Source organism: Jiulongibacter sediminis, from assembly GCF_001306455.1.
Taxonomy (GTDB): Bacteria; Bacteroidota; Bacteroidia; order Cytophagales; family Spirosomataceae; genus Jiulongibacter; species Jiulongibacter sediminis.
Window position 1 is genome coordinate 204,034 of the sequence record NZ_LGTQ01000010.1, and the last position, 26,907, is coordinate 230,940.

General features: G+C 40.3%; 21 protein-coding genes. 14 read left to right on the forward strand and 7 right to left on the reverse strand.

Annotation, left to right across the window (positions count from 1 at the left end):
- The first annotated feature begins 199 nt into the window (after window positions 1-199).
- The 3 genes from AFM12_RS13945 to AFM12_RS13955 are packed head-to-tail and all read left to right on the forward strand — an operon-like array spanning window position 200 to window position 2,479.
- On the forward strand, window positions 200-670 hold the full coding sequence (locus AFM12_RS13945) for a nuclear transport factor 2 family protein (RefSeq protein ID WP_229308510.1): 471 nt from the start codon (window positions 200-202) through the stop codon (window positions 668-670).
- A 32-nt stretch (window positions 671-702) separates the two neighbouring features.
- Window positions 703-2,046, forward strand: a complete 1,344-nt coding sequence (locus tag AFM12_RS13950; protein WP_055149276.1) for an Nramp family divalent metal transporter — start codon at window positions 703-705, stop codon at window positions 2,044-2,046.
- Window positions 2,024-2,479: a GNAT family N-acetyltransferase gene (locus tag AFM12_RS13955; RefSeq protein WP_055149278.1), complete on the forward strand. Its 456-nt coding sequence runs from the start codon at window positions 2,024-2,026 to the stop codon at window positions 2,477-2,479. The genes AFM12_RS13950 and AFM12_RS13955 overlap by 23 nt, the downstream gene beginning before the upstream one ends.
- On the opposite strand, the gene AFM12_RS13960 is transcribed toward AFM12_RS13955, so the two are convergent.
- Complete coding sequence (locus tag AFM12_RS13960; RefSeq protein ID WP_055149280.1) at window positions 2,480-5,941, reverse strand: M4 family metallopeptidase; 3,462 nt, start codon at window positions 5,939-5,941, stop codon at window positions 2,480-2,482.
- Between the two features lie 292 nt (window positions 5,942-6,233).
- On the opposite strand from AFM12_RS13960, the gene AFM12_RS13965 reads away from it, so the two are divergent.
- From AFM12_RS13965 to hpf, 3 genes are all read left to right on the forward strand, one after another.
- On the forward strand, window positions 6,234-7,679 hold the full coding sequence (locus AFM12_RS13965) for a hypothetical protein (protein WP_055149530.1): 1,446 nt from the start codon (window positions 6,234-6,236) through the stop codon (window positions 7,677-7,679).
- Window positions 7,680-7,681: 2 nt separating this feature from the next.
- Window positions 7,682-9,238, forward strand: coding sequence for a hypothetical protein (locus AFM12_RS13970; protein ID WP_055149282.1), 1,557 nt, complete (start codon window positions 7,682-7,684; stop codon window positions 9,236-9,238).
- Between the two features lie 146 nt (window positions 9,239-9,384).
- Entirely contained in the window at window positions 9,385-9,741 is a 357-nt protein-coding gene (hpf, locus tag AFM12_RS13975; protein WP_055149284.1) for a ribosome hibernation-promoting factor, HPF/YfiA family, read from the forward strand.
- A 33-nt stretch (window positions 9,742-9,774) separates the two neighbouring features.
- Here the strand turns inward: hpf and tsaB are convergent, their stop codons facing one another.
- The 4 genes from tsaB to rpmH form a co-directional block, all read right to left on the reverse strand.
- Window positions 9,775-10,470 (reverse strand): tRNA (adenosine(37)-N6)-threonylcarbamoyltransferase complex dimerization subunit type 1 TsaB, encoded by a 696-nt coding sequence (gene tsaB, locus AFM12_RS13980; RefSeq protein WP_055149286.1) that lies wholly within the window; start codon window positions 10,468-10,470, stop codon window positions 9,775-9,777.
- The gene (locus tag AFM12_RS13985) at window positions 10,470-12,119 is read right to left on the reverse strand and encodes a S41 family peptidase (protein ID WP_095533230.1); all 1,650 of its coding nucleotides are present in this window, start codon (window positions 12,117-12,119) and stop codon (window positions 10,470-10,472) included. Before AFM12_RS13985 ends, tsaB begins: the two co-directional genes overlap by 1 nt.
- Window positions 12,120-12,192: 73 nt before the next feature.
- The gene (gene rnpA, locus AFM12_RS13990; RefSeq protein WP_055149288.1) at window positions 12,193-12,552 is read right to left on the reverse strand and encodes a ribonuclease P protein component; all 360 of its coding nucleotides are present in this window, start codon (window positions 12,550-12,552) and stop codon (window positions 12,193-12,195) included.
- A 69-nt stretch (window positions 12,553-12,621) separates the two neighbouring features.
- Window positions 12,622-12,777 (reverse strand): 50S ribosomal protein L34, encoded by a 156-nt coding sequence (gene rpmH / locus AFM12_RS19515; RefSeq protein ID WP_082391346.1) that lies wholly within the window; start codon window positions 12,775-12,777, stop codon window positions 12,622-12,624.
- 87 nt (window positions 12,778-12,864) lie between these two features.
- Here rpmH and AFM12_RS13995 point away from each other — a divergent pair, with 87 nt between their 5' ends.
- From AFM12_RS13995 to glmS, 4 genes are all read left to right on the forward strand, one after another.
- Window positions 12,865-14,289 (forward strand): M61 family metallopeptidase, encoded by a 1,425-nt coding sequence (locus tag AFM12_RS13995; protein WP_055149290.1) that lies wholly within the window; start codon window positions 12,865-12,867, stop codon window positions 14,287-14,289.
- Window positions 14,290-14,417: 128 nt separating this feature from the next.
- A complete protein-coding gene (locus tag AFM12_RS14000) occupies window positions 14,418-15,242 on the forward strand; it encodes a glycogen/starch synthase (RefSeq protein WP_055149292.1) in 825 nt (274 codons plus the stop codon).
- Between the two features lie 4 nt (window positions 15,243-15,246).
- The gene (locus tag AFM12_RS14005) at window positions 15,247-16,602 is read left to right on the forward strand and encodes a DUF4270 family protein (RefSeq protein WP_055149294.1); all 1,356 of its coding nucleotides are present in this window, start codon (window positions 15,247-15,249) and stop codon (window positions 16,600-16,602) included.
- A gap of 101 nt (window positions 16,603-16,703) precedes the next feature.
- Window positions 16,704-18,542: a glutamine--fructose-6-phosphate transaminase (isomerizing) gene (glmS, locus tag AFM12_RS14010; protein ID WP_055149297.1), complete on the forward strand. Its 1,839-nt coding sequence runs from the start codon at window positions 16,704-16,706 to the stop codon at window positions 18,540-18,542.
- Here the strand turns inward: glmS and AFM12_RS14015 are convergent, their stop codons facing one another.
- Entirely contained in the window at window positions 18,543-19,382 is an 840-nt protein-coding gene (locus AFM12_RS14015) for a hypothetical protein (protein WP_055149299.1), read from the reverse strand.
- The gene (locus AFM12_RS14020; RefSeq protein ID WP_055149301.1) at window positions 19,382-20,788 is read right to left on the reverse strand and encodes an MBOAT family O-acyltransferase; all 1,407 of its coding nucleotides are present in this window, start codon (window positions 20,786-20,788) and stop codon (window positions 19,382-19,384) included. The genes AFM12_RS14015 and AFM12_RS14020 overlap by 1 nt, the downstream gene beginning before the upstream one ends.
- Window positions 20,789-20,901: 113 nt before the next feature.
- Here AFM12_RS14020 and panC point away from each other — a divergent pair, with 113 nt between their 5' ends.
- The 4 genes from panC to AFM12_RS14040 all read left to right on the forward strand — a co-directional run bounded on the left by panC (window position 20,902) and on the right by AFM12_RS14040 (window position 26,754).
- Entirely contained in the window at window positions 20,902-21,744 is an 843-nt protein-coding gene (gene panC, locus AFM12_RS14025) for a pantoate--beta-alanine ligase (protein WP_055149303.1), read from the forward strand.
- Between the two features lie 65 nt (window positions 21,745-21,809).
- Window positions 21,810-22,145, forward strand: a complete 336-nt coding sequence (gene ytxJ / locus AFM12_RS14030; protein WP_055149534.1) for a bacillithiol system redox-active protein YtxJ — start codon at window positions 21,810-21,812, stop codon at window positions 22,143-22,145.
- A 413-nt stretch (window positions 22,146-22,558) separates the two neighbouring features.
- Window positions 22,559-23,413 (forward strand): hypothetical protein, encoded by an 855-nt coding sequence (locus AFM12_RS14035; protein ID WP_055149305.1) that lies wholly within the window; start codon window positions 22,559-22,561, stop codon window positions 23,411-23,413.
- A 278-nt stretch (window positions 23,414-23,691) separates the two neighbouring features.
- Entirely contained in the window at window positions 23,692-26,754 is a 3,063-nt protein-coding gene (locus AFM12_RS14040) for a TrlF family AAA-like ATPase (protein WP_055149307.1), read from the forward strand.
- Window positions 26,755-26,907 lie beyond the last annotated feature (153 nt).

Genomic DNA, 26,907 nt, shown 5'->3' on the forward strand with positions numbered 1-26,907 from the left:
GTCATTTAAATTAGAATTACGCATATCTTGGCATGATTTTTATGTAAGACGAATCTCTTAATATAGAAAGTAGAGAATCTTTATTAAGTACAATTTTTAAAAACTAATCTAATTTATCTCATTTTACCATAACTCCCTTTTCTGCAACATCTACTGCTGTAAAGAGTCTATATATTGCAGAACACTATTCCTTTTGATAATGAAACTCTTTGGTATAATCCTGCTCACCGGACTCTCTTTTTTCAATTCCATACCGGCACCAGCTCAGCAACAAGTTGAAATTCAAGAATTAATTGAAACGTTTTTTGAGGGAATGAGACTGGGAGACACCTCAATGATCAGCAACACCCTCTCTGATCACGTTGAATTAAAAAGCATCTACACCGACTCCAAATCAGGTAAAACTAAGCTTGTTGAAGAGGAAATGAATAATTTCATAAAATCGATCAGTAGTAAGCCTGACAGCGTAGTTTACGACGAAAGGCTACTTTCATTTGACATTAAAATTGACGGCCCAATGGCTATTGCCTGGACTCCATACCGATTTTACCTGAACGAAAAGTTCTCACATTGCGGCGTAAATGTTTTTACACTTGCTCATTACTCTGTAGGATGGAGAATTGTGAGCATTACAGACACCCGAAGAAGAGCAGATTGCGAACCAGATTGATTTTTTATCTAATTTGGTAGAAAACATGTGAAATGGACCCCTACCGCCCCAGCCCTGAAAGTATTAAAGAACCTCCTCTTAGCCTCAGTGATCGACTTCGTCATCTGGGGCCAAGTCTTATTCTATCTGCAGCGATTGTTGGCTCGGGTGAGCTCATAGCTACAACAACCTTAGGAGCTAAGGCCGGCTTTATAACTTTTTGGCTCATCATAATCGGCTGTATGATTAAAGTAATGGTACAGCTGGCCTTCGGGAAACACACTCTACTAACCGGCGAAACAGCCATGAAAGCTTTTAATGATCTCCCCGGCATCCGGACAAAAAGAGCCAATTGGGCCGTATGGTCGATGAGCCTTATGATGGTTCTCAAACTGCTGCAAATGGGAGGTATTATTGGTGGAGTGGCCATCATTCTGAACATTGCTTTGCCATTTCTTCCTATTACTATTTGGGCCGCCTTTTCGGCTTTGCTGGTTGCTTTTTTGGTTTCACAGGGTTATTACCGGTTTATTGAGAAGTTCTCAATATTCATGATTGCCTTCTTCACGCTGTTCACGTTTACCACTTTGTTCTTTTTACAATTCACTCCATATGCACTGGAATGGACTGAAATCAAAAGTGGACTCACCTTTCAATTACCCAAGGCCTCTCTGGCCTTTGCATTCGGTGCCTTCGGTATTACCGGAGTCGGCGGTGATGAAATCATTCATTATAACTATTGGTGCCTTGAAAAAGGTTACGCGGCTTACAGTGGCAAGCCCGATCAGTCCGCAGAGTGGCAGCGGCGTGTGAAAGGATGGCTGAAAGTCATGAACCTTGATGCTCTCATCGCTATGGTCATTTACACCACGGTAACCGCTGCCTTTTACCTGCTCGGTGCTGCTGTGCTTTACAAAAGCGGTAATATCCCTGAAGGCTATGGTATGATAGACGCATTGTCAACCATCTACACTGAAACACTGGGTCCAAATGCCCGACTCTTCTTTCTTGCAGGGGCTTTTGTGGTACTCTTTTCAACGCTTTTCGCTTCTCTGGCTGCCTGGACTCGTCAATTCGCTGACCTTTTTGGTCAACTTGGCCTGGTGGATTTTTTCAATACTTCAGAGCGAATCAAAGTCATAAAAAAACTCTCCTGGGTACTTCCGTTAATATGGGTTTCACTTTTCCTGTTTATCGAGAAGCCCGTATTTATGGTTTTACTCGGTGGAATTGTTGGTTCTGTAATTCTTTTCCTAGTGGTGGGTGCTGTCTTGTATTTTAGATACCGACGTACATCCATTGAATTTAAGCCAACCTTGGCATATGATATTCTCCTGATTTTAAGCTCAATAAGCATTATCGGTATTGGCATTTATGGTATCGTCAAACTCTTCTGAACAAATCATCCTTCAGCCTGCTACTTTTGAAAGTGAATCGCTGATTTATGACTACACATGTCTTCTGGAAGACGAAATGCTTAAACAAGGTCGTTTTAACCAGATTTTCAGAGAAAACATAAGTTCCCCTGACTGGGCCATTTTTCTTATTCAGTACCGGGGAATTTCAATAGGATTCTGTAGCCTGCATTTCAAAAACTCGCTCCATCATGCGTCCAGAATCGCAGAACTGGAAGAGTTTTTTATTGTTTCAAAAGCCCGTGGTAAAGGCTATGGGCAGCAGACTATTGAACTACTCAAAAAGCAATGTACCCAGCGTTACATCTATCAAATGGAGGTATCAACCAATAAAAAACGCCAAAAAGCCCATAGCTTTTACGTTGCCACAGGCTTTAAGGACTCTCACCACAAACTGGTGATGGAACTCAACTGATTATTTCTTCACAAACTTCTGAGTACTTTCGCCTTTATCGGTTTTGATTTTTAGCAAATATGAGCCACTTGGCAAATCCTGAATTTGCACCAAAGGATGATCAATATTTTTCAGAACATCTCCTTTCAAACTCAATAATTGGCCTGATTCAAAACGGAAACCACTTTTGATGGAAATTCTAATCAAATCTTCAGAAGGGTTGGGGAAGATAGCTACTTCAGCAGCATTTGAGTTTCGTGAACTCAAAACCTTCTGAATTTGAACACTATTAGAGAAACCACTGAAACAGCCGTCTTGTGTCGCCGCTTTTGCCTGGTAAGATCCATTTCTATTGGCCGTAATTTGACTGTTAGAAGTTACACCGCCAATCTCATTTCCATTTACAAACCATTGATACATTGAAGCTCCAACTGCACTTACCACGTCACCATTTGTAGTTACACTCGGAGCAGAAGGATTAATACAAAAAGACTGCTCTGAACTTCCTGAAACAAACTCGCTGTTTCCCACCTGAAAAGCCTGAACAGTTACCACACCAGGTGTATTTCCTAAAACCAGAGTACTACCCTGTAAAGTGGCATCACCTGAAACCACCGTGTATTGAACCGTCAAACCAGAACTTGCGGAGGCCGAAAGGTTCACACTTGCTCCCGGATTTTGGTCTGCAATGGCTGAAAAACTGATTTCCTGAGCCTTTTTAGTCGGAAGTTCACGGGTTCCCTGAGCATAGAAAACGGCGAACTTATCCTCGCCACCCTCAAAAAGTCTTCCCGCCTGACCGGCTGCTGAAATTCTGTTGGAGTTCAGTGGAATTGCAGCCACGACCTCTCCTACATTGGTTTCAGTGGTATATGCCAAATGACTATCAGTAATGGTATAGTCAGGGAAACCAATGGTATTATTGTCTGTAATCAAATTTAGGTCGCCGGTATTGAGGTTTAGCCCAAGAATTGAAAATTCATTGGTATTTCCATCAAGATAATCGAAGGCCAGTACATTAGGGTTCGTCTTTGAAATGGCAGGGTTTCCGATATTATCTCCTTCCTCCAAATCCGTAAAGATTTTTTGAATCTGGCCATCGCCAAAGTCATTGGTGGCAACGTTCCAGGCGTGTAAAACACCGACATCCCAGTAATCATAACTTCCAAAAACGCTATTCACCTGATTGAAAGCATCGTAAACCAAATATTCTCCGCTGTAATCCCATTCAAAGGCATCTGCAAAAAGTACTTCACCAGTTGAAATACCTTGAGTATAAGTAGGATTATACAAATCAAAAGCAGCCTGCTGATTGGTCTCAAAATTGAAAACATAGATTTTGGCATCCTGAGAAGTTGTCAATGCCGCCAGCAATTTCCCATCTTTTGAAATCGCCACATTTTCCCAAACCGCCTCATCAGAAATTCTGATAGGAGAAGGCTGCGAAGCGGTCAAATCAATTCCATAAATAATATCATCATCACCTACAAAATACACCTCAGTACCCTTGTCATTTACACTAGGTTTCTTTTTGCAACCAATTCCCTCAGAGATCAGATCAAAAGCTGACCCGCCAAGTTCAAGGCGGTACAAATTACCGGTCGGTGGTTCATAAACGATGACAAACTGAGCTCCGGGATTAACTTCAATTTCCTGCTCCTCCTCAGTTGGTGTTTGCTGTCCGGTACCCGGATCAGCGATGCCCACAGCATCGAAAGCAGCCCGGGCAGCATTGGCCTCAATACCATCACCAAATAAGTCTTTAGCAGACTGAATAACGGCCAAACGCAGGTCCACAAAGCGTGAGGTTCTGGTCAAATAGTTATTTAAAGCATGGTAATAAATATTCTCTGCCTTACTTTTAGTCATACCCGAACCTGTAGCAAAAAGGTAGTAGGCATGATTTGGTATACCGGAATTAATGTGTACACCTCCATTATCTTCACTCGGAATATCCCTGAGGTAAACATATTGACTCATATTCATGGGTTGATAGCCCGGGTCACGCTGCCCACCCTGATTTGGGTTTTGCAGGCTTCGCAAAGCACCGGATGGGAAGGCACTCGCCCTTACCACATCTTCTCCAAGCGTCCAGTCATCGCGATCAATCATAGCACCGAAAATATCAGCAAAGCTTTCATTTAACGCCCCGGATTGATTTCTATACTCCAGACGAGCCGTATTTTCAATTACTCCATGTGTCATTTCATGACCGGCCACATCTAGAGCTCCGGCCAGCGGCTTAAAACCCTGATTCCCATTCCCATAACCCATGAATTCTCCATTCCAGTAGGCATTATCCATTCCCTGTCCGTCTTCATCGGTGATATTGATAACCGAGACGATATTCCCCCCTTTATTGTTCAGCGAGTTTCGGCCAAAAGTGTTTCGGTAGTACTCATAGCATTCCGATGCATTATGATGGGCAGAAACAGCTGTGGCATTCCAGGTTTGCCCATCTGCAGAAGTGACATGAGACAATTGCATTTCGCCGGCAATACTTGAATTCTTAGCGTCAATTGTCCAAATCGCACCAATCGGGCTATTCGGTAGTTGCGAATTATTTTGATCGAACATCTCCTTGGTAGGGTCAATCAAAAAGTAGGTGTTTTGAGTTTCATAAATTCTGAAAGCTCTAGTAATACCATTTAAATCTTTAGCAGAAGTTTTAAAAATACCATCAAAGGTGCAGGTGTGATTATAAGCATCTATGACTTCTCCCGAATTCGCATCCATGAAAATAACCCACCTTTCCAGAATATTCGGTCTAATGGTCATTTCGTACGCTAAAACCGGCTTTCCATCTCTCCGATAAATGGTCAACTCCGCCACTTGCTTACCGCTTGCCAATTGAATTCCTTCAGTTTGAACAGGCAGCGCTATTGTTTTATCTGCTAAATAATTCAAAGCCTTTTCTATTGCCGTATTATTTGGGAATGAAGGCCTTATTGACAAATCAGACGGAGTCGACACAATTCGTCCACTCATGCTGAGTACTTTGTTATCATTGGCATGAACCACTATTTCTGCCCCATAAACAGGAACACCCTTGAATTTTTGCTGAATTCTTGTGTGCCTGAGGCCCTTAGAATCAAATTGTGTATCTATGAAATCAAGCTCTCGCTCGATCTCTTTCAAACCAAAGTCATTTTTGACCGAAGTCATGAAATCAAAAGCCTGTGCTTTTGCGGACTTTCTCAGCCCTTTCGATTCAGCCTCCTTTTTGAGATTCTCAATGAAAATAATCTCTTTTGTCTCCGGGTCTCGGATGATGTTAACTTTAGGATGATCATGTAAGTCCGCCCCACTAACCGGCTTAACTGTTGTAAATCCTTTCTTCATCTCACGACCGGATACAGGCCTAAATTCTTTCAAGAGTTTAGCCTCTCCCTTTTCTCGTTTCACATCACCTTTGAAAACGTTCTGAGCACTTACAATATTAACTATACATATTGATAGTATCGTAATTACTATTTTTTTCATCTTTTCAAAATTTACTGAAAGTATTATAATTTCAAATACCTTCTATTTCGGGTTATGTTTCTTCCTGAAATCACCAGGCCTATCAAAGATACAATAATAGAAATCCAATTCTTGCGAAATACATCCGATTGCTCCAATTTCAAGTGCATGTTTATAGTCTTGAGTGCAATAAAATCGAGCAAAACGAGTTATTTAGCTTTGAAAAGTGCAAAAATTTGTAATTTTGCTAAGCACTCAAAATCAACAAATACTTAGCAAACGGATTCGTTATCAGCAAAGATCAAAACCATTTATGGAAGTAGTTCACGAAAAAGACCTCTCCACCAAACAAAAGGCACTTAGAATTAATCTGGACAAAAGCATTTACGGCTCATTTGCCGAAATTGGTGCTGGCCAGGAAGTAGCAGCACAGTTTTTTAAGGCCGGAGGAGCCAGCAATACGGTAGCCAAAACCATGTCTGCCTATGACATGACTTTCTCTGATGCCATTTACGGCGAAACCAGCTCAAAACGTTATGTGAGTCAGGAAAGGCTACATAGTATGCTTGATCATGAGTATGGCCTGATGAAAGAACGACTTGCCGAAAAAAGAGGAGATAGCTGTCGCTTTTTCTCATTCTCCAATACGGTGGTAGCTCTGAATTACCATAAAAATAATAGCCCTCACGGCTGGATGGGCTGCCGTTTTCAACTTCAGCCCGGAGGTGATGAACACAATATTATCATTCACCTGACCATGCATGATAATGATATTCTGCTTCAGCATCAGGCTTTAGGAATTATCGGCGTTAACCTCATTTACGGTTGTTATAACTACTACAAAAACCCTGAAACACTATTGGTTTCTCTAATGGATAATCTGACAACTGATCGTATTCAGATTGACATGATCCATTTTGACGGACCTGTTTTTGAGGAAGTGGATAGCCGTTTGATGAGTTTGCATCTCGTGAAACATGGTTTCTCTGATGTTGCCCTTTTCGGACCTGACGGTCAAAACCTTCAACCATTTGATTCGCTTTATCAAAAAAACATAGTTGTCCTTCGCGGACGATTCCGGCCATTGATCAATGTGCACCTTGACATGCTGAAAAACGGCGTCAAGCAGTATTTGCGGGAGCCGGATGTCAATGAGAAAAACATGGTGGTGGTCAGTGAGCTCACACTTCAATCGCTGCAGGAAGATCAGGGAGGTGACATTATTGACGAAAAAGATTTTCTGGATCGTGTTGATATTCTTTGCTCACTGGGCGAAACGGTGATGATTTCCAATTATCACGAGTACTATAAACTTGTTTCATACCTTTCTAATATCACTTCACATAAAATTGGGCTCATTATCGGATACCCAAATCTGGAGTATATTTTTGAAGAAGAAAACTACAAAGACCTACCGGGAGGAATTCTGGAGTCGTTTGCAAAGTTATTTAGCCGTAAGGTCAAGCTCTATGTTTACCCGACAAGACGCGAAACCAAGTCAATCTGGACCTGTATGAAGTTTAATCCTTCTATGGAGCTGATTGACCTGTACCGATATTTAATAGCCAATCATAAAATAGAGGACATTTACCACTATAATCCGAAAAACCTGGACGTGCAGACAGACAATATGCTGGATTTGATCAAAAAAGGAGAAGCAGGCTGGGAAGAGCATGTGCCACCTGAAGTTGCCAAAATGATCAAAGACCGTTGCCTTTTCGGTTTTCCGTGTGTGGTAATTCCTAAGAAAGAAAAATAAGAATGCTTTTGAAAAGATTAGCAGTGGCTTTGCTGATTGCATTGCCGGCCTTTGTGCATGCACAAAACTACTATCAGATAATTTTCCCGATTGATCAGAACTGGAATCAGCTCAAGGAGGGCTCTGTGAAAGAGTTTGACCTCATTGTTGGTGGCCCTGAAGATGACAGGGATTTCTATTTCTCTATCACACAAGGGAAACAAATAGGGATGGAGATGGACTCCAGCGGTCATTTCAGCTGGGAGCCTGGCTATAATCTGGTAGACCGAATTGAAAGAAAGAAGATGTTTCAGGTATTGGTAGAAGCCAAATCTGACTCAGGTGACTTTGTAAGACGTACCATGGATTTGATTGTGGAACACACCAACAGACCACCGGTAGTTAATGAATTAAAACCGTTTTATATTCAGTACAATACGAATAATACCTACCAGATAGAATCTAATGCGGTCTTTGACGAGGATAACGACCCGCTTGTCTTTATTCCTTCCATTGAAGAATTACCGGAAGGTATGAATATCAGTAGCCGCGGAGAAGTGACTTGGTCGCCCTCATTCACTCAGTTCAAAAAACTACAGGAAGAACCCATCTTTGTGAGTTTTTCAGTAGAAGATCAACCTTTTAAAAGTCAGACAAGAGGTAGAATCAAACTATCCCCTACTCAGCTCGATTTACCACCGGCCATCACCGTTGTTCCTAAAGTTGACCTGATTGAACTCAAAGAAAATGAAACCATCAACATTGGCTTTTATCTTTCTGACCCTAATGGTGATGAGGACATTGAAACTTTCGACTTTTTAAGTAATCACCCGGATATCAGAAAGCAGGATCTCGTCAAAAATACGCCCAATCAATATGAGTTCATCTGGTCTCCGGATTACACTTTTGTTCAGGACCCGGCAGATTCTGTGGTTTTCTACATTGACTTTTTTGTGATTGACAAATCACAATTGAGAGCCGTAAAAAGGGTGAACTTCAGAGTCAATAATGCTATCAATGAAATTGAGATTGATAAGAAAAACTTTGCCCTCTATCGAGGCACTATGGCCCGTGCCTGGGAGTTGATGGAACAGCTCAAAGAGAAAGAAGAAGAACTCAAAAAGGCCTATAACAGAGCTAAAAAAGGCAAGAAAAACCGCTCTGTAATTAATGCCTCACTGGGTGCCACCACTGGTCTTTCTTCCATTTTCACGAAAGACAAAGAGAACTTACAGAGAACTATTTCTACCGTAGGTGGCACCACAGTTTTGACGATAGGTACACTGGAAGCCACGGAAGTAATTGGCCGGTCAATGAAAGATTTGATAGACCGGTTAAATTATGTAATTGAGAAGAAAAACGAAATTCAGACCAAAGGTGACATTTTCGCCAGAGACTTCTCCCTGAAATCGGCAAGAAGACAGCCCAACTTCAAAAAATCAATGGACAGTTTTATGGAATCAATGAACCTCAAAGGTTTGGTAGCTTTGGAGCTCGATGCCACCTGGGAATCTAAAAAAACTGCAACAAACGCCAATATCAATAAGACTTTCAAAGACTTCTCAGGCGAGCAGGATTAAAAGCAAAATCTTAACATTTTTTTGTTTGAATTTCTTTGAGTGTATCCCTTTATTCAGTAGCTTCAAAATGTAAGATAAACGAGGTGGTTTCACCGATTTTATCTCAATTTTTGGTCATATTCTTCAACCTTTAAATCCAATAAGATATGAAGCTTACAGTCAATGCAGTACACTTTAATGCAGATGAATCACTAGTAGATTTTATTCAAAGAAAACTCAATAAACTTGATCAATTTTATGACCGAATAACTGATGGGGAAGTTTTTCTCAGACTTGAGAAAGGCGATAAATCAAAAATTCAGAAAAAGCTGGTAGAAGTTAAACTTAACGTACCCGGCTCTTCTATTTTTGTGAAGGAGAAAGGAGACTCTTTTGAAGAAGCAACTGATCTTGCCGTGGCTGTTTTAACCAGACAAGTGAAGAAGCACAAGCAGAAAATTACAGAGAAAAGCCATGCAAGACCTCCGTTGGAAGTGGAAATGGCTGAAACCGAAGAAGATTAATTTGTTTAGTTCTAAATACCAGGTCGTGGTTTCTCAGGAAGCCACGACTTTTTTGTTTTTAGTTGGCTTGGTACCCATAAACTCTTTGAGATAGAAAGGCTCAAACTCCGCTACATTTTCAAAATCTCCAGCCTCAAATTTCTCTAAAGCCAGCTGACCCATTGAAGAAGCCTTCGGGCTGATATCCTTTTCAGGAAAGACAGCATTCTTATGCGTAAAAACCTCTTTGCACTTAGCTGCTCCCGGTCCGAAAAAGATCGTTTCTCCTTTTTCTAAAGACTCTTTAAAACTTTCATCTTCAATGATAACGGCTGAAGTTCCCATTTCTTCAGATTTACCTTTGACTACTTTGGTGTAAACTTCCATTCTTCTGGCGTCCAGCATAGGCACTAGAGAAGAATCCGGATAAAAAGGCTGAATTTCAGCAATCATAACATCCAAGGAGTTGACAGAAACCAATGGAAGGTCCTTAGCAAAGCATAAGCCTTTTGCGGTACTCACTCCTATTCTTAAACCTGTGTAAGAGCCAGGGCCTTTACAGATCGTTATGGCGTCAAGATCATCAAAACTCTTACCGGCAATTTGAAGATTTTGTCCAATAGCTGTTGTCAACACCTCTGCGGCAGACCTTTCAGCGAAAAGCTCAACATTGCTGAGTAATTTTCCGTCAACATGTAAAGCAACGGAACAGCCCTCGACAGATGTTTCTATACTTAATATTAAGGCCATTATTTCCCCTTCAAAATAGATCGGTAGCGATCGGTATCTTTCAAAATCTTCAGCGACTCCTGCACTTCGGCATCCTTCTCAAAAGAGACAAACTTCATCACCTTATCATAATGATAGCGACTTAGAATCTCCAGAGCTAGCTCGTCTTTGATCTCCTCTTTGAAAGTCTGAAAGTCAGCTTTCTTTTTGCTATTCAGTTTTTGGCGAAGCGTTGAGAGTTCGGTTCCGAACTCATTGTAACCTTTTTCAGTTTCGGCTATACCCTCCAGATCACTTAAAGCCTGTTCGGCGTCATTGACATAATTGAAGCCCTGAGCCTCTGTAAAAGCCAGAAACTGCTGATAAAGCTGATCAGACACTATGAAGCCGTCTTCGGGAACATTGTTCTTATTTTCGTGATAATACTTTGTAGCAAAATCAAAAATAGCTCCTTCTGAAATCAACTGATTTGTCAATTCTGAAAGCTCTTTGGGCTCAACAAAAATATCCGGATCTACCCCGCCTCCATCGTAAACTGCTCTTCCATTTTTGGTATAGAATGTTGACTTCAAAGAGTCGGGCACCTTACCCACACTTCCATCAGGATTTCTGTGGCTATAGTCAATCGCCTGAATACAGCGACCTGAAGGAATATAATATTTCGCAGTGGTTACTTTCAGTTGCGTATTGAAAGTGAGTGGTCTTGTACTTTGCACCAAACCTTTACCAAATGATTTTTGCCCAACAATCACACCGCGGTCATAGTCCTGAAGCGTGCCACTTACAATCTCTGAAGCAGAGGCACTGGAACTATTGACCATCACCACAATTGGAATTTCGAGATCAACCGGATTCCTCAAACTCAGGTATTTTTTATTCCACTGGGCCACTTTACCTTTGGTTTCCACCACCAGCTCCCCTTTGGGAATAAAGAAGTTACAAATCTCAATGGCCTGATTCAGCAAACCACCCGGGTTACCTCTCAAATCAAGAATGAGCTTTTTCATACCCTCGCCTTCCATTTCTTCGAAGGCCGCTTTTATTTCCGTAGCAGCGGTAGCACTAAAGTCTTTCAACTGAATATAACCCACTTCGTCGTCTATCATTCCATAATGAGGTACATTTGGTGTTTTCACTACATCCCTTTCTACGGAGATTTCTAAAGGCTTTTTCTCACCAAAACGCTCTACGGTGAGTTTAGCTCTTGTGCCCGTCTGACCTTTCAGGAGTCTCCCCAGCTCATCGCTGTCTCTGCCTGCCAGACTAACGCCATTGATATGTGTTACCACATCACCAATCTTCATCCCGGATTTATCGGCTGGTGAGTATTGATAAACCATCACTACCGTATGCTCGCCAAAACGTGACTCTATCGTCGCCCCGATACCGTTATATTTGCCGGCATTCATGGTACGGTAGTCCTCAATCATATCCTCAGGGTAGAAATTGGTATACGGGTCAAGCTCTTTCAGCATGGCTGTAATACTGGTATTCATCGCCTTGGTAGGGTTAATCTCATCTACATATAGTGAGTTTAACTCCTTAAAAAGTGTCGCAAAAATGTCAAGGTTCTTGGCGATCTCGAAATACCGATCTTCATATTTAAAACCAGTAAACACCAGCGTAGAAACCAGAAATAAGCCAAATAAGTATTTATAGATTTTCTTCATTGCTTGCAGTGAGGGAGCTTTTATCAGTACTAACGCAAATTTTAAACCATTATGGTTCAGAAGCGACCGCAAATTACTGAATGCGTTGCAAAATGCTAACCATTGCTTTCTCAATTTCCTGATAACTGGTCTCTACTCTGGGCGTGTAAAGAAAAACAATATTCAGCTGAGGGTTTGAAACCAACGATTTATGCAAGCGATAAGCCTCTCTCAGTCTTCTTTTTAGAAGGTTACGGTCAACTGCTTTTTTGAAAGATCTTTTTGAAACCGAGAAAAGAACTTTAGGTGCCAATTGCTCTTTCTCCGTCTTTTGATAAATAACACGGATGGGATAAACCGCGAAGCTTTTATTGAGTGGGTTGCCCCTGTCAAACAAACTTTCGATGACTTTTTTGTGGCAAAGCCTTTCGTATTTTTTGAAAGTCTGGGACATAACAGAAGTAAATATAACAGAAAAGCCACCTGAGAACAGGTGGCTCCATAAAAATACCTTTACAGATTTTTATTTGTGCGTCTTTTCGTCAGAGACGGTCAGTTTCCATCTACCTCTTGCACGACGAGCCTTCAAAACTCTTTTTCCTCCCGGTGTGCTGTTACGCTCGCGGAAACCATGCTTATTTTTACGCTTTCTGTTTGATGGCTGGAATGTACGTTTCATCCTGTAATATCTTTAAATTTGTCCTGTTCTTAAATTTGGGAGTGCAAAAATAGACATTTCTTTTTTATATCAAAAACGAAGCCGACAATGAATTATAAAATATCCGTAGAAAACATCCACTCAAAATACCTGAACATTAAGGCTTTATTCTCAAAAATTGACTCCCAAAAACTCCTGGTAAAGCTTCCTTCATGGCGTCCGGGCCGATATGAGATTCAGAATTTCGCTCAATACATCAGAGATGTCAAAGCCTTTGGTACTGATCAAAAAGAGTTAAAAATCAAAAAAATCACCAAAGACAGCTGGGAGATTGAGACTAAAAATCAAAGAGACATTACTATTACTTATCAATTCAATGCCGATATCGGCAATGCAGGTGGTAGTTATGTAGACGATACTTTTCTATACATTAACCCCATCAACTGCCTGATGTACCTTGAAGATCGGCAGAATGAAAAGTGTGGCCTTGAGGTTGATTTCAAAAACAATCAGCAGGTGGCTTGTGGAATGTCTCATACAAAAGAAGCCTCGAAGGTCAATTTCGTAGCAGATTCATATCACGACCTCGTGGATAGCCCGTTAATGATCTCAGATAGCATACAGCACAAAACCTATGAGGCCGAGGGCTCTACTTTTCACATATGGGTTAAAGGAAAGACCGAGATCGACTGGCCGCGTGTACTCCGTGACTTTGAAAAATTCACCCGAAAGCAAATTGAGGTCTTTGGCGAATTCCCTGAAAAGGAATACCACTTTATGCTTTGGATGATGCCTGAGGCGAACTACCACGGAGTAGAGCACCGGAACTCCACCATGATGACCCTCGGACCAGTTTCGCAGGAATTCGATGAGTTCTATATTGACTTTCTGGGTTTGTCGTCTCATGAGCTTTTCCATACCTGGAACGTCAAACGCATTCGACCGAAAGAGCTTTTGCCTTATGACTATTCTCAGGAAAACTACTTTGAAACCTGTTTTGTTGCAGAAGGAATTACTACTTTCTACGGTGATTGGATGCTTTATCGTTCGGGAGTATTTACTCTGGAGCAATTCCAAAAAGAGCTTGAAACGACCTTAAGAAGACACTTTGATACTTCAGATCTGGCTACCGAATCCTTACTTCAGTCCTCTTTTGACCTCTGGCTTGATGGCTATAAAAAAGGAGTTCCTGAAAGAAAAGTGTCAGTATACCACAAAGGAGCCGTGGCAGCCATAATCCTGCATGATATCATTCAAAAAGCAACCGATCAAAAGAAAGGACTTGACGACGTCATGAAAATCTTATGGCTACAGTATGGCAAGCCTTTTATAGGCTATACTCTCGACGACTATATCACTGTCTGTGAGAAAGTTACAGGCCACTCTCTTGCAGAATATTTTAACTCCGTTATTGCCGGGAACAAATCGGTTTGGGAACAGACACAGGAGGCTATCAGATCTCTGGGCTTTGAAATGACCCGAAGCCCGGAAGGCTACACACAACTGAATCTAAAAGAGGCCTCAAATAGCTAAAAACCAAGGTTTTATTTAGGGTTCCTGCAAAACGTATTTAGAATTCCTTGGCTATTTATAGGTTTTTTTTTAGTATCTTTGCACCTCGAATTGGAGCACTTCCACTTTTTTCACGAAAAATATTCTATATGAGCAATCTTCGAATTCTTTACTTAACAAGTGAGATCGACCCGTTTCTTGAATTATCAAAAATTGCAAGCTTAATCAGAAAACTTCCACAAAACATGCAGGAGAGAGGTATGGAGATCAGAATTCTGATGCCACGCTTCGGTACTATCAACGAAAGAAAGAACAGACTGCATGAAGTTGTAAGACTTTCAGGAATCAATATCACTGTAGGAGACGAAGAAAAACCATTAATTATCAAAGTCGCTTCTATTCCGGCAGCTAAGCTTCAGGTTTACTTCCTGGATAACGAAGACTATTTCCAACGCAAAACAGTTTTCACCGATAAGAAGGGTACTTTCTATGACGACAATGATGAGAGAGCTATCTTCTTCTGTAAAGGAGCATTGGAGACCGTTAAAAAGCTGGGCTGGGCACCAGATGTGGTTCATTGCACCGACTGGATGACCTCTTTGGTTCCTCTCTATCTGAAAACAACTTATAAAAACGATCCGATCTTCAAAAATACGAAGTCAGTCTTTACCGTTTACAATAATGTATTCGATCATAAGTTCACTGAGGATATGATCCCGAAAGCTAAAATGATGGACATCTCTGATGAAAATCTGGCAAATTTGAGATCAAGAGACTTCCAGGGCTTTATCAAAATTGGCTGTGAGTATGCCGATGTGGTAGTAAAAGCAAACGAAGAACTTAGAGATGATATCGAATCAATTGTAGAAGAAGCAGAAAGAAAAATTGAAGCTCAAATTGAAGACGAGAACATCACTGACACATTTTATAATTTATACACAGAATTGGCTGACCAACCGGAAATGGCCGAATAAGTATATGTTCAAAAAAACAACCTTGATGCGGAATGCAGTCTTTGTACTGCTTTCCGCTTTCTTTTTGTCCTGTGAGGACCCCACTGAGATCGGATTTAGCGGAATTGGCAATGGAGACAAGGCTTATTTCACAGACACCCTGAATCTTGAGATTGAAACTTACCAGCTGGACTCACTGATCACTTCTGGCCAGACGGCCGCTTTGGTGGGTGGATATGACGACCCTTATTTTGGAAGAATTCAAGCCTCTGCCTACCTTCAGCCTACTTTACCTCAGTCCACCAATTCCTTTACCGGAGCTTTGGAGACAGCGGCCTTTGAATTTACTTCTGACATGGTTTATGATTCGCTATCATTACGACTGGCAAACAGAAGCTTGCTGTTTTTCGGAGACTCTACTTCCAGGATGACGCTCAATGTACACCGTCTGAATAGTGCTCTGGAAAACAAAAATTACAATTACGATAGTGAAGTGAGCTATGACCCAACCCCGTTGGTAAGTTTGGAGATCGACAGAAGCTCAATGGTTAACGACACCGGAACGGTCATTTTCCTTGACATTATTTTACCGGATGAAGTTGCTCAGGAACTGATCAATATTTCCAAAAATGGAGCCATTTCCGATCGCGAAACATTTGAAAGTGCGTTTCCGGGTTTTGTTCTCGTAGCTAGTGATGATGCAGAGGCCGTCTCAGCTTTTAATATCGGCTCTCAGGCTAATGCCAATAATACAAACTCCAGCTTGGTTCTTTTTTATCACGAATCAGGCTCAGAAGATGTTCGTGGTTATACCTTCGATTATACTTCCGGTCGATTTAATCACTTGGATTTTGACCGTTCTAACACGGCAATTTCAGACATTCTAAATGCCGGAGACTCAAAATCAGCATCAGAAACTGAAGGTAATATTTTTGTGCAGGCGGCTTCGGGCTTGGCGGGCAGAATTACTTTCCCGGAGTTAAGTCAACTTCAAAGTAAGCAGATAGGTTATGCTGAACTTGAGTTTAAGGCTGACACCAGTACATTTAGTGAAGAGGTTGGCCTTGCCCCTTTTATCACCTTCATTACTTTGAATGAAGATGGCAGTGTCGCCCGTAACAACAGCAATTACAGTTATGTAAGTACTTCACTAAATGCCACCTCAGGTATTTTAAGTACTTATGATGATTCTCTCAACGTTTTTAACGCTGACATTACGCCTTACATACAGGATATTGCTTCCGGGAAAGCCAGGGATAACGGTCTGGTACTTGCAGCCGCCATTCCAGCTTCTTCAGGCACGAACGGTCTGGTTTTTGGCTCTGCCCTTAATAGAATAATACTAAGAGATTTTAAACTGAAACTTTATTACTCAAAATAACCGAAGAATAAAGTAAGATTAAAAAGTAAGGAATTGGTGACCTTTTGGTGAACTGGTTCCTTATTTTTGTGCCTGAACTTGAACTCTAAACCAACAGCAACATGTGTGGAATCGTAGCCTATGTAGGGCATAGAGAAGCCGCTCCTTTAATTATCAAAGGCCTTAAAAGGCTGGAATATCGTGGGTATGACAGTGCCGGAATTGCCCTGCTTAATGGCAACGGCCTTAAGGTTTATAAAAAGAAAGGGAAAGTTGCTGATCTTGAATTTGAACTACAGGGTAAGCCTCTTACAGCTAAAATTGGTATTGGTCACACCCGCTGGGCCACACATGGCGAGCCCAATGACGTAAACGCTCACCCACATTATTCTCAAAGCGAGCACCTCGCCATCATCCATAATGGTATCATTGAGAACTATGCTTCTATTAAAAAATCGCTTATTGACAAAGGCTATACCTTCGAAAGTGAAACTGACACTGAGGTATTGATAAACTTCATTGAAGACGTAAGAAAACATAAAAACTGCGATCTGGAAGAGGCTGTTCGCCTGGCACTTCTTGAAGTGGTAGGAGCCTATGCCATCGTGGTCATTGATAAAGACAATCCAGATCAACTGGTGGCTGCCAGAAAAGGAAGTCCGTTAGTGATTGGTATCGGAGAAGACGAATATTTCTTTGCTTCCGACGCCACACCGATCATCGAGTACACTAAAGAAGTTGTTTATCTTGACGATTTTGAAATTGCCACAGTAAACAAAGGAAAACTGGCCATCAAAAACCTCCAAAATCAGGAAAAAGGTCCATTTATTCAGACGGTCGAGATGGAGTTGGAAAGTATTGAAAAAGGTGGTTTTGAGCATTTTATGCTCAAAGAAATCTTTGAACAGCCAAAGTCTATTGGTGACTGTATGCGTGGCCGCCTGAATGCCGAAACCGCTCATATTCAACTAGGTGGTTTGATCAATCATTTAGAGAAGTTGGCCAAAGCTAAACGTATTGTCTTCGTGGCCTGCGGAACGAGCTGGCATGCAGGACTGGTGGGTGAATACCTTTTTGAGGAACTGGCTCGTATCAACGTAGAAGTAGAATACGCCTCCGAATTCAGATATAGAAACCCGATCATTAAAGAAGGTGATTTTGTCATTGCTATTTCGCAATCCGGTGAAACGGCGGATACGCTTGCCGCTCTGGAACTGGCAAAGCAAAAAGGAGCCACAATTTTAGGTATCTGCAATGTCGTTGGTTCTTCTATCGCCAGATTAACCGACGCCGGGGTTTATACCCACGCCGGACCTGAAATTGGAGTGGCCAGTACCAAAGCTTTTACGGCTCAGGTGACTGTTTTGGCGATGATTGCGATTGCCACGGCAAAAGCCAAAGGAACAATAGACGAAGGGGAATACAGAAGACTGCTTTCTGAAATGGCGGCTGTACCTCAAAAAGTAGAGGAAATCCTGAAACTGGATGCTGATATCAAAGACATCTCGAAGCTCTTTACTTTTGCTTCAAACTTCATTTTCCTGGGGCGAGGAATTAACTTCCCTGTAGCTCTGGAAGGTGCTTTAAAACTGAAAGAAATCTCCTATATCCATGCTGAGGGTTACCCGGCTGCTGAGATGAAACATGGACCGATCGCCTTAATTGACGAGGATATGCCTGTGGTTTTCATTGCCACCAAAGACAGCTCGTATGAAAAAGTGGTGTCCAATATTCAGGAGGTAAAAGCCAGAAAAGGACGCGTCATTGCCATCATCAATCATGGTGATACGGAGGTAAAAAATATGGTTGACTTTGCGATTGAGATACCAACCTCTCATGAAATGATTACGCCATTGTTGGCATCTATTCCTTTGCAGTTACTTTCATACCATATTGCCGTATTGAGAGGTCGGAATGTGGATCAGCCTAGAAACCTGGCGAAGTCGGTGACGGTGGAATAATTAAAGCTGAGACTTCAGCTTATTGGTAAATTTTAAACCGGAGTGGCTTACCAAATGAATACCATCATTTGTTTGGTAGGCTTCACAATTATTCACTTTCAGAAAGCTGACGCCTTCTCGTTTGGTCAACTCGTCAATATGCCATCTGACGTCTTTAATCACCTCACTTTCACAAAAAGACGGATGCAAAGGCATTTCGTAGAAAACGACTTCAATCCCCTGATCTAAAAGTCTTTCAAGTGGCCAGATGAGCTTTTTGGTAAAAATCCATTCGTAGTTTTCATCGGTATATTCTTCGACAAAATAATCGGATTGAATTTCAAGAATTTCAGGATTAATCTCAACAGCCACGCTGTCGTAAGAAGCTAAAGGGCCACCACTTTTGAGTGCTTTAGTAACTAAACCTTTGATCACACCAACGGGTTGATTTTTCTCCCTGAAAACCGGAAGAGTAGATTTAAGTTTTGAGCTGAAACCCTTCGAGACGTAATCGGTCAACGAACCATCCGTCTTTTTGAAAACGAAAGTGCTTTCTATAAAAACGCGTTTGGGCTTTTGCTCCCTGGCTTCTATCAACTCAATGCCATCCCAAATGGTAGAACCGCTAAACGACAAATTGACAAAATCATCGCCCAGACTATCTGTAACCAACCTGGTCGACAAAGAAGTACCCACAATTACGTTTTTGAAATCCTCCTCACTCAGGATATAATCTCTGGCCTTAATCACATTAGTCCCCCACTGACTTTGGTCTGTATCGATATCCGACGGCAAAAAACGAAGGACTACCGTGTAGGCAATCAGCAAAAGGGCGGTATAGAGAAATATCTTTTTCAGCATCAGAATTGAAAATAAATAAAGCTTCCTGATGAACCGCTATTCACCAAAATCATGAACAATAGGCAGGCGTATAAAAGTGGCTCGAGTTTTATTGCCCAATTCTTTGAGCCCGATTCTTTGAGCAAATACCAGCCATGATAAGCCATAATCGGCAAGGCATACATGCTGATGAAAAAAGCAGTATTCAAATCGTTCACGCCTTTAAAAAATGGTGCATTTTTGATCTGACTCAGATACAGTAAAACCTCTGAAAAAGCAGGAAGTCTGAACAGCAACCAGAGCAAAGTCACCACTGAAAAAATGAAAATGATTTTGACGAAGCGAAACCCCTTTGGCCATTGAAAAGGCAAAGCATCATTGACAAACCGCTCCAGTGCCAAAGCAATGCCATGAGCCGCTCCCCAAACCGCATAACTCCAGGCCGCCCCGTGCCAGAAGCCGCCCAAAACCATGGTCAGCATAAGATTGACATACGTTCTCACTTTTCCTTTTCTGTTGCCTCCAAGCGGGATATACAGGTATTCGCGAAGGAAAGTGGACAGCGAAATATGCCATCTTCTCCAGAATTCTGAGAACGAAGCCGAGATATAGGGAAACATAAAATTGTCTCTTAGTCGGTAGCCAAACAGACCTGCATGTCCTAGTGCAATCAACGAATACCCCGCAAAATCAGCGAAAATCTGCATGCTGTAGCCAAAGAGTAAAGCCATCAAATTCAGCCCCGAAAGCTCCATAAAATACGGATACTGCATCCAGAAGGTATGATCTTTCAGATTATCAGCAATTACCATTTTGAGAAAATAACCGACGATGAGTTGTTTAATGCAATACTCCCAGTCAATATCGCGAAAGGCCTTTTTGGCGATTTGTGGGAGGAATTCGTAGGCTTTGACGATTGGTCCGGCAATCAACTGCGGAAAAAAGGCAATATATAGGGCAATAGACTCCACCAGAGAGCCGGTATGCTCCGGCAAGTTATCGTCACCGTCTTTCGCCCGGTAAGTATCCACCACCAAACTGAGCCCTTGAAACGTAAAAAAAGAAATACCAATAGGCAGTGGAATACCCATCAGATACTCCCCGACGGAAGAACCCGATTCAAAAAACGTTTTGCCAAGCAATGGACTGTATTTGAAAAAAGCCAGAATACCCAGATTAATCACCACACCCAAGGTAGCCCACCAGTATCGCTGACCTGCTTTGCTTTGCTTTATGGCTTTGACCGTCAGGATATTGATCAGAATAGAAACACACAGCAGAGCCAGCAGTTTTGGGAAATTCCAGGCATAAAACGTAAAGCTGGAAATGACGAGTATGATTTTCTGCAGCTGAGCCTTACCAACAAGATAGTACAGGAGAAAAGTACAGGCCAATAAGGTAAAGAACTCCGGACTGGTAAAAAGCATTTAAACTGTGATTTTATTGGCCTCTGGCGGCAAAAATAAACCTAATTCTTCAATGCTCAAACAGTCGTACCCAAAGGCTTTTAGAATGCCTCTGATTCCCTAACTTTGGCCGCATGAAGATCATCAATACCATTGCCGGGCTGAAATCCGCATTAAAGGCTCATCGCCTGAAAGATCAATCCCTTGGTTTTGTGCCTACCATGGGGGCTCTGCATCCCGGGCATATCAGTTTGATAGATCGAGCCAGGGCTGAAAATGAGGTGGTGGTTTGCAGTATTTTTGTGAACCCTACCCAGTTTGATAACCCGGATGACCTGAAGAAATACCCCAGAACGCTGGAGGCCGACTGCAAACTTTTAGAACCTGTCGGCTGCGATTTTGTCTTTGCTCCATCTGCTGAAGAAATGTACCCAACTTTGCCTAAACTCACTTTTGACTTTGGTAACCTGGAACATGTGATGGAGGGCAAATTCAGAGACGGGCACTTTAATGGTGTGGGTATCGTGGTTTCCAAGCTGTTTCATATCGTGAACCCTGACAGAGCTTATTTTGGGCAAAAAGACTTGCAGCAGGTGGCGGTGCTTCGCCGAATGGTGAATGATCTGAGTTTTGACCTGGAGCTGATCCCCTGCCCTACCCTGAGAGAAAAAGACGGACTGGCCATGTCTTCCAGAAATACCCGACTGAGTGCTGAGGCCCGCAAAATTGCTCCGCAACTGCATGCCGCCTTGCAAAAAGCCAAAGACTTATTGATTCAGGGAAAAACGGCTGAGGAAACGCAAAAGGAAATTGACCTCTTCTTCAAAAACATTCCTGAGTTTAGACTTGAGTACTTTGAAATCGCTGATTTTGACGATCTGGAGCCCATTGAAAAGATGAATACCGAAGGCAAAACAGCCATTTGTACGGCAGCTTATCTGGATGGTGTTCGCTTAATTGATAACATAGTTTTCTAAAACTGAAACTTTTAAAACCAACCTTTATGTTCTCCTTCCTGAAATCAAGAAACGACAAAGAAGAGATGGATTGGAATCAATTGACTACTGAAGACCAATTGGATCAAATTAAGAAGGAATCTGAAAACCAGCCGGTTTTGATTTTTAAGCACAGCACCACCTGCCCCATCAGCAGCACGGCCATGAACCGTATGCAGCGAAACTGGAACCCCGAAGAAGTGGGCGACCTGAAACTCTACTATCTTGATTTATTGCGATACCGTGGCCTCTCTAACGCCGTAGCCATGACCTTCAACGTAGAACACGAAAGCCCACAGGTACTCTTAATCAAAAACGGTGAAAGCGTGTATAACGAATCGCATTTCGGAATTTCTTTTGATGATTTGAAGGGGGCTTTGTAGGGTATTTTTTTTAAGCATTAAGAACCGCCCGAGGGGTCTGTGACAAAGACACGGGGACGGGAAGGTTTAATTGACCTTCTTCTTTACTACCCTTTCACTTTAAAAGAGACTGCTGAATCCGGCTTAAAAACTTCTTCCTATAAAGCTGGTGACTCAAAGCCAAAAGCCCATCGCCATAAACACCTACCGCTTAATAAGTCAATACCTTCTACAACCCTTCATAGTGGAAAATTCTTTAGTTTTAGATAATCCTTGTGTTAAATCTAACTGACAACAAATGCTTACACTTGGATTTATCTCTAATAATTAGATACTTATATAGATTTTATATTGCGGATTAATACAATTGCACAAAACCAACAAAAAAGGGAATGCATTACTCCGCTCCCTATGGCTAATTAAGAGAAAATATAATGAACAACAAAGGAGGAAGAATTGCAGCAAATTTTAGAAGGGGAAATCTTGGTGAAGATTTAGCTATTCAATTATTTAGACCATTTTGTGCGGTTGCAAATGTTCCAAGAGAAGAAGATTATGGAATTGACTTTATCGGTACATTATTAAGAAAAAATGGCCGGGTATATTCCGCAGAAGATTCATTTATTGCTCAGGTTAAAGTAAATACATCACCTGTTTTTTCTTTTGAAGGTGAAGGAGTTGACTGGCTAAAAAACCTAAAGCTTCCTTATTTCCCTATTACAGTTAATGTCGAAGAAAATTCAGTTTCAGTTTATTCGCTTAATCAATGGCATCATCCAATATTTACTAGTATTTTAACAAAGTATAATTTCTGTGTTACCGGTGAATTTTATGAAGGTGATGGGCACGATGATTTTAATCTTGGAGACCCTATTATGAAATGGACAATACAAGATATTAGACATCCTGCTTTTCAAAATTGGGCCTTTAAGATCATGAAAGAAATAATACAAATTGAATCAGAAAATTTTCTTTTTGGAGAGTTATGGCGATTTAAAAAATTTTCTTGCGATACTTTTAAATTTGACTCATTAAATCCAGAACCACAATTAGATAACATTATAAGAAGCACACTTGAAATACCACCAGGAATAAAAAACAAAGTTGAACAAATTCTAAATAGGGCATTTGCCTCTTTCCCTTCTTGGGTCTCAAATCAAGTATTTGATGAAGACAAAAGCCAAACTTTATTAGATATAAAGAAAAACTTACTTGAATTAAATTTTAATCCCGACCCATCAAATACTTGGGAAATTATTGCTGAGGAAATGAAAGAATATTTTGATTAAGAATAAAATAGCCATAACCAACGATATGAGATCAGATTGGCTATCGCCAAATCCGCTCCATATCGCAGAGCCATTAGGCAACATGCTAAAAGCCAACCGCACATCCAAGCATACTTGGTTTTTGACAAATAAATGACAATAAATAAAGAATTTTAAAGAGAAGGCAGGCTTGATTTGGAGAGTGGCAAACCTACTAAAGAACGACTTGCCAAACATCAAAGCCTATATATAAACATTGCAAGAAAAGACATTGAAACTGAAAAAACGGTACTGGACTCATGACTAATTTTAAAAGAGGATCCGAATGGAATAAATGGGACTTACACGTCCATACACCAAAATCGATAATTCAGCATTATGGAGGTGATACTGATGATGCTTGGGAAAAGTATATAACTGACCTTGAATCACTATCGGAAGAGTTTAAGGTTTTAGGAATAAACGACTATATTTTTCTTGATGGTTATAAGAAGGTAAAAGAATATAAAGAGAAAGGTCGATTGCCCAAGATAGAACTCATTCTGCCTGTTATTGAGTTAAGAGTTAATAGATTTGGCAACTTATCGAATGATGATGGATGGAAGCGAGTTAACTTACACATCATTTTTTCGAATAACTTAACAACCGAAGAAATTGAAGAGCAATTTTTAAGTGCAATTCAACATAGTAAAAAAATATCTCCTGATGTTGAAGGTGTTGATTTTGTTGGTGTTGCTTCAAAAAACAACTTAGAAAAACTAGGGCATGATATAAAGAGAACAGCAAAGAAAGAAATAAACAAATCCGATTTAGAGGTAGGGTTCAATAATTTAAATTATGATTATGATTTAGTCTATTCAATTGTAAATGGATATTTTAAAGGCAAATGCTTAACTGCTATAGGTAAAACGGAGTGGGAGGCATTAAGATGGGATGGATCTGCTGCTGAAAAAAAGACGATAATTAATAATGCATCTTTCACATTTGTATCCCTTGATAATCCAACAATTTATGAAAAGCATTGTGAAAAGTTCAACGAGCAAGGAGTTAGAAATTACTTGCTCGATTGTAGTGATGCTCATTCTTTTTCAGAAAAATCTACAGAGAAAGACCGAATTGGCAATTCATTTACGTGGCTAAAAGCAGACTTAACTTTTGAAGGATTAAAGCAAGTTGCCAATGATAAAAGCAGAATTTTTATCGGTGATACTCCCCCATTATTAGAAAGGAGAAAAAACACTCCAACAAAATTTATTGATTCAATTTCCATTGAAAAAGTAGAAAATTCCGGGTTAACTGAAAAATGGTTCGAGAATTTTCAATTGGAGCTAAACCCATCAATGGTAGCAATAATTGGAAACAAAGGGCAAGGCAAGAGTGCTATTGCTGATATAATAGGACTTTTAGGCAACACACCTAATTATGACGATTTCTCTTTCTTGGAAAGGAAAAAATTCAGGAAACCAAAACCAAATAGGGCAGAAAGTTTTAAAGGTAATTTAAAATGGGTTGACGGCTCCGTTGATTCTAACCTATTAAGTAATAATCCTGAAGAAACTAGTGTTGAAAAAGTAAAATATTTACCGCAAAGTTTTATAGAAAAGCTTTGTAATGAAGATTTAAAGGATTTTGAAGGAGAACTCAGAAATGTGATTTTTTCTCACCTTTCAGATTCAGATAAATTAGGTAAAAATAATCTAGATGAACTAATTGAGTTCCAGTCAGAAATTATTAATGATGATATTGAAGAAATCAAAGGGAAGCTCCAAAGTGTCAATAAAAGAATAATTGAACTGGAGAAAAAGAACTCTGAAAGTTATCGAAAAGCCATTGAGGAAAGAATAAAGGAGAAAGACAATGAGCTAAAGGCACATGATGCTTCGAAGCCGACACCTATTGAAGCACCAACAGATGAAACTGCGATTGAAAAAAATAAAGAAGTAACAAATCGCATCTCTGCGATAAGAGAACAATTACCTACATTAAATAATGAAATTGATAAAACTCAAAAATCTCTTGCAACTACAAAAATAGATATAGCAGAAATTGAAAAAGTAATTCAAACAATAGGTTCATTTGAAAGACAATTTGACAATCTAAAGTCTGAAATACAACCAACATTTTATAAACATTCATTAATTCTTACGGACAGTATTTCACTGACCATAAATAAAGAGCCTCTTGAGAGTTTGCTCAAAACAAGGCAAGGTCAATCTATTGCATTAAATCAAGCCATCACAAATGAAGGAAAAACAGGATTCTTAGATAAAAAGGAAGCTTTCAATATAGAGCTACAACAGCTTCAGGAAAAGCTTGATGAACAATCAAGAGCATATCAAAAATTTTTAGATACCAAGAAAGCTTGGGAAGAAAAGCGACAAACTATCATAGGTAGTGATGATAAAGAAGGGTCAATTACAGCATTACAAAGTCAAATATCATACATTGAAAAGCAGTTGATAATTGATTTGGACAAAGCAAAAGAAATTCGAAAAGCTTTAACTATTGAGTTATTCAAGAAAAAGGAAGAAATAATTTTATTGTATAGAAAATTATTTGACCCTATAACTGCCTTTATTCAGAATTACGGAACACTCCTTTCAGAGTATAAAATTGAATTAGATGTTGATTTAAAGATTATTGGTTTGGTTGAGAAGTTTTTCGACCATGTGAGTTTGGGGAGCAAAGGAAGTTTCATTGGTAACCCTACAGGAATTGAAAAATTAAATCATTTAATTGAAAATAATGCATTAGACTCTTTGGATGGAATACTTGGCTTTTTGGATGACATAATCCTAAATCTCCAAACTGACCAAAGGGAAGATCAGAAGGAAGCAAAAAGGGAAATAGAAAGTCAATTAAAGAAAGGCTACTCGGTGTTAGACTTATACACTTACCTTTTTAATTTAGACTATTTAGAGCCTGAATATAAACTGAAATTAGGAGATAAAAATTTAGACGAACTCTCACCAGGAGAAAGAGGTGCTTTACTATTAATTTTCTATTTGACGTTAGACCAAAATGATATCCCTTTGGTTATTGACCAACCCGAAGAGAACCTAGATAATCAAAGTGTTTTCAAAATACTTGTTCAATTTATTAAAAAAGCCAAAGAAAAGCGACAAATAATTATTGTTACGCACAACCCGAATTTGGCAGTTGCTTGTAATGCGGAACAGATTGTTCATGTAAGCATGACCAAGGAAAATGAGAACTTAGTTAGCTTTATTAGCGGTTCTTTAGAAAATCCAACAATTAATAGTGCGGTAATAAACATTCTTGAGGGTACATATCCTGCTTTGAATACAAGAACTAATACTTACAAAGTGATAGAAAGAACCACTCAAGAAATGGGAATTTAATTATGAAAAAGGACAAATTATATGAAGAAACGAGTGTCAACTGGATTGAAGTTATACCAAAACATTGGTGGGTTAAAAAAATTAAAACATATATACTATGATAAGGCAAGAGCGAACGAAAAGGAAGCACGATTTCCTAACATCACCTATACG

Coding starts and splice junctions, on each gene's coding strand:
- hpf (WP_055149284.1), top strand. CDS start 9,385: ATGAAGCTTACAGTCAATGCAGTACACTTTAATGCAGATGAATCACTA.
- AFM12_RS13995 (WP_055149290.1), top strand. CDS start 12,865: ATGAATTATAAAATATCCGTAGAAAACATCCACTCAAAATACCTGAAC.
- glmS (WP_055149297.1), top strand. CDS start 16,704: ATGTGTGGAATCGTAGCCTATGTAGGGCATAGAGAAGCCGCTCCTTTA.
- AFM12_RS14000 (WP_055149292.1), top strand. CDS start 14,418: ATGAGCAATCTTCGAATTCTTTACTTAACAAGTGAGATCGACCCGTTT.
- ytxJ (WP_055149534.1), top strand. CDS start 21,810: ATGGATTGGAATCAATTGACTACTGAAGACCAATTGGATCAAATTAAG.
- AFM12_RS13970 (WP_055149282.1), top strand. CDS start 7,682: ATGCTTTTGAAAAGATTAGCAGTGGCTTTGCTGATTGCATTGCCGGCC.
- rnpA (WP_055149288.1), bottom strand. CDS start 12,552: ATGTCCCAGACTTTCAAAAAATACGAAAGGCTTTGCCACAAAAAAGTC.
- AFM12_RS13950 (WP_055149276.1), top strand. CDS start 703: ATGGACCCCTACCGCCCCAGCCCTGAAAGTATTAAAGAACCTCCTCTT.
- AFM12_RS14020 (WP_055149301.1), bottom strand. CDS start 20,788: ATGCTTTTTACCAGTCCGGAGTTCTTTACCTTATTGGCCTGTACTTTT.
- AFM12_RS13945 (WP_229308510.1), top strand. CDS start 200: ATGAAACTCTTTGGTATAATCCTGCTCACCGGACTCTCTTTTTTCAAT.
- tsaB (WP_055149286.1), bottom strand. CDS start 10,470: ATGGCCTTAATATTAAGTATAGAAACATCTGTCGAGGGCTGTTCCGTT.
- AFM12_RS13985 (WP_095533230.1), bottom strand. CDS start 12,119: ATGAAGAAAATCTATAAATACTTATTTGGCTTATTTCTGGTTTCTACG.
- panC (WP_055149303.1), top strand. CDS start 20,902: ATGAAGATCATCAATACCATTGCCGGGCTGAAATCCGCATTAAAGGCT.
- AFM12_RS13960 (WP_055149280.1), bottom strand. CDS start 5,941: ATGAAAAAAATAGTAATTACGATACTATCAATATGTATAGTTAATATT.
- AFM12_RS14035 (WP_055149305.1), top strand. CDS start 22,559: ATGAACAACAAAGGAGGAAGAATTGCAGCAAATTTTAGAAGGGGAAAT.
- AFM12_RS14040 (WP_055149307.1), top strand. CDS start 23,692: ATGACTAATTTTAAAAGAGGATCCGAATGGAATAAATGGGACTTACAC.
- AFM12_RS13965 (WP_055149530.1), top strand. CDS start 6,234: ATGGAAGTAGTTCACGAAAAAGACCTCTCCACCAAACAAAAGGCACTT.
- AFM12_RS14015 (WP_055149299.1), bottom strand. CDS start 19,382: ATGCTGAAAAAGATATTTCTCTATACCGCCCTTTTGCTGATTGCCTAC.
- rpmH (WP_082391346.1), bottom strand. CDS start 12,777: ATGAAACGTACATTCCAGCCATCAAACAGAAAGCGTAAAAATAAGCAT.
- AFM12_RS13955 (WP_055149278.1), top strand. CDS start 2,024: ATGGTATCGTCAAACTCTTCTGAACAAATCATCCTTCAGCCTGCTACT.
- AFM12_RS14005 (WP_055149294.1), top strand. CDS start 15,247: ATGTTCAAAAAAACAACCTTGATGCGGAATGCAGTCTTTGTACTGCTT.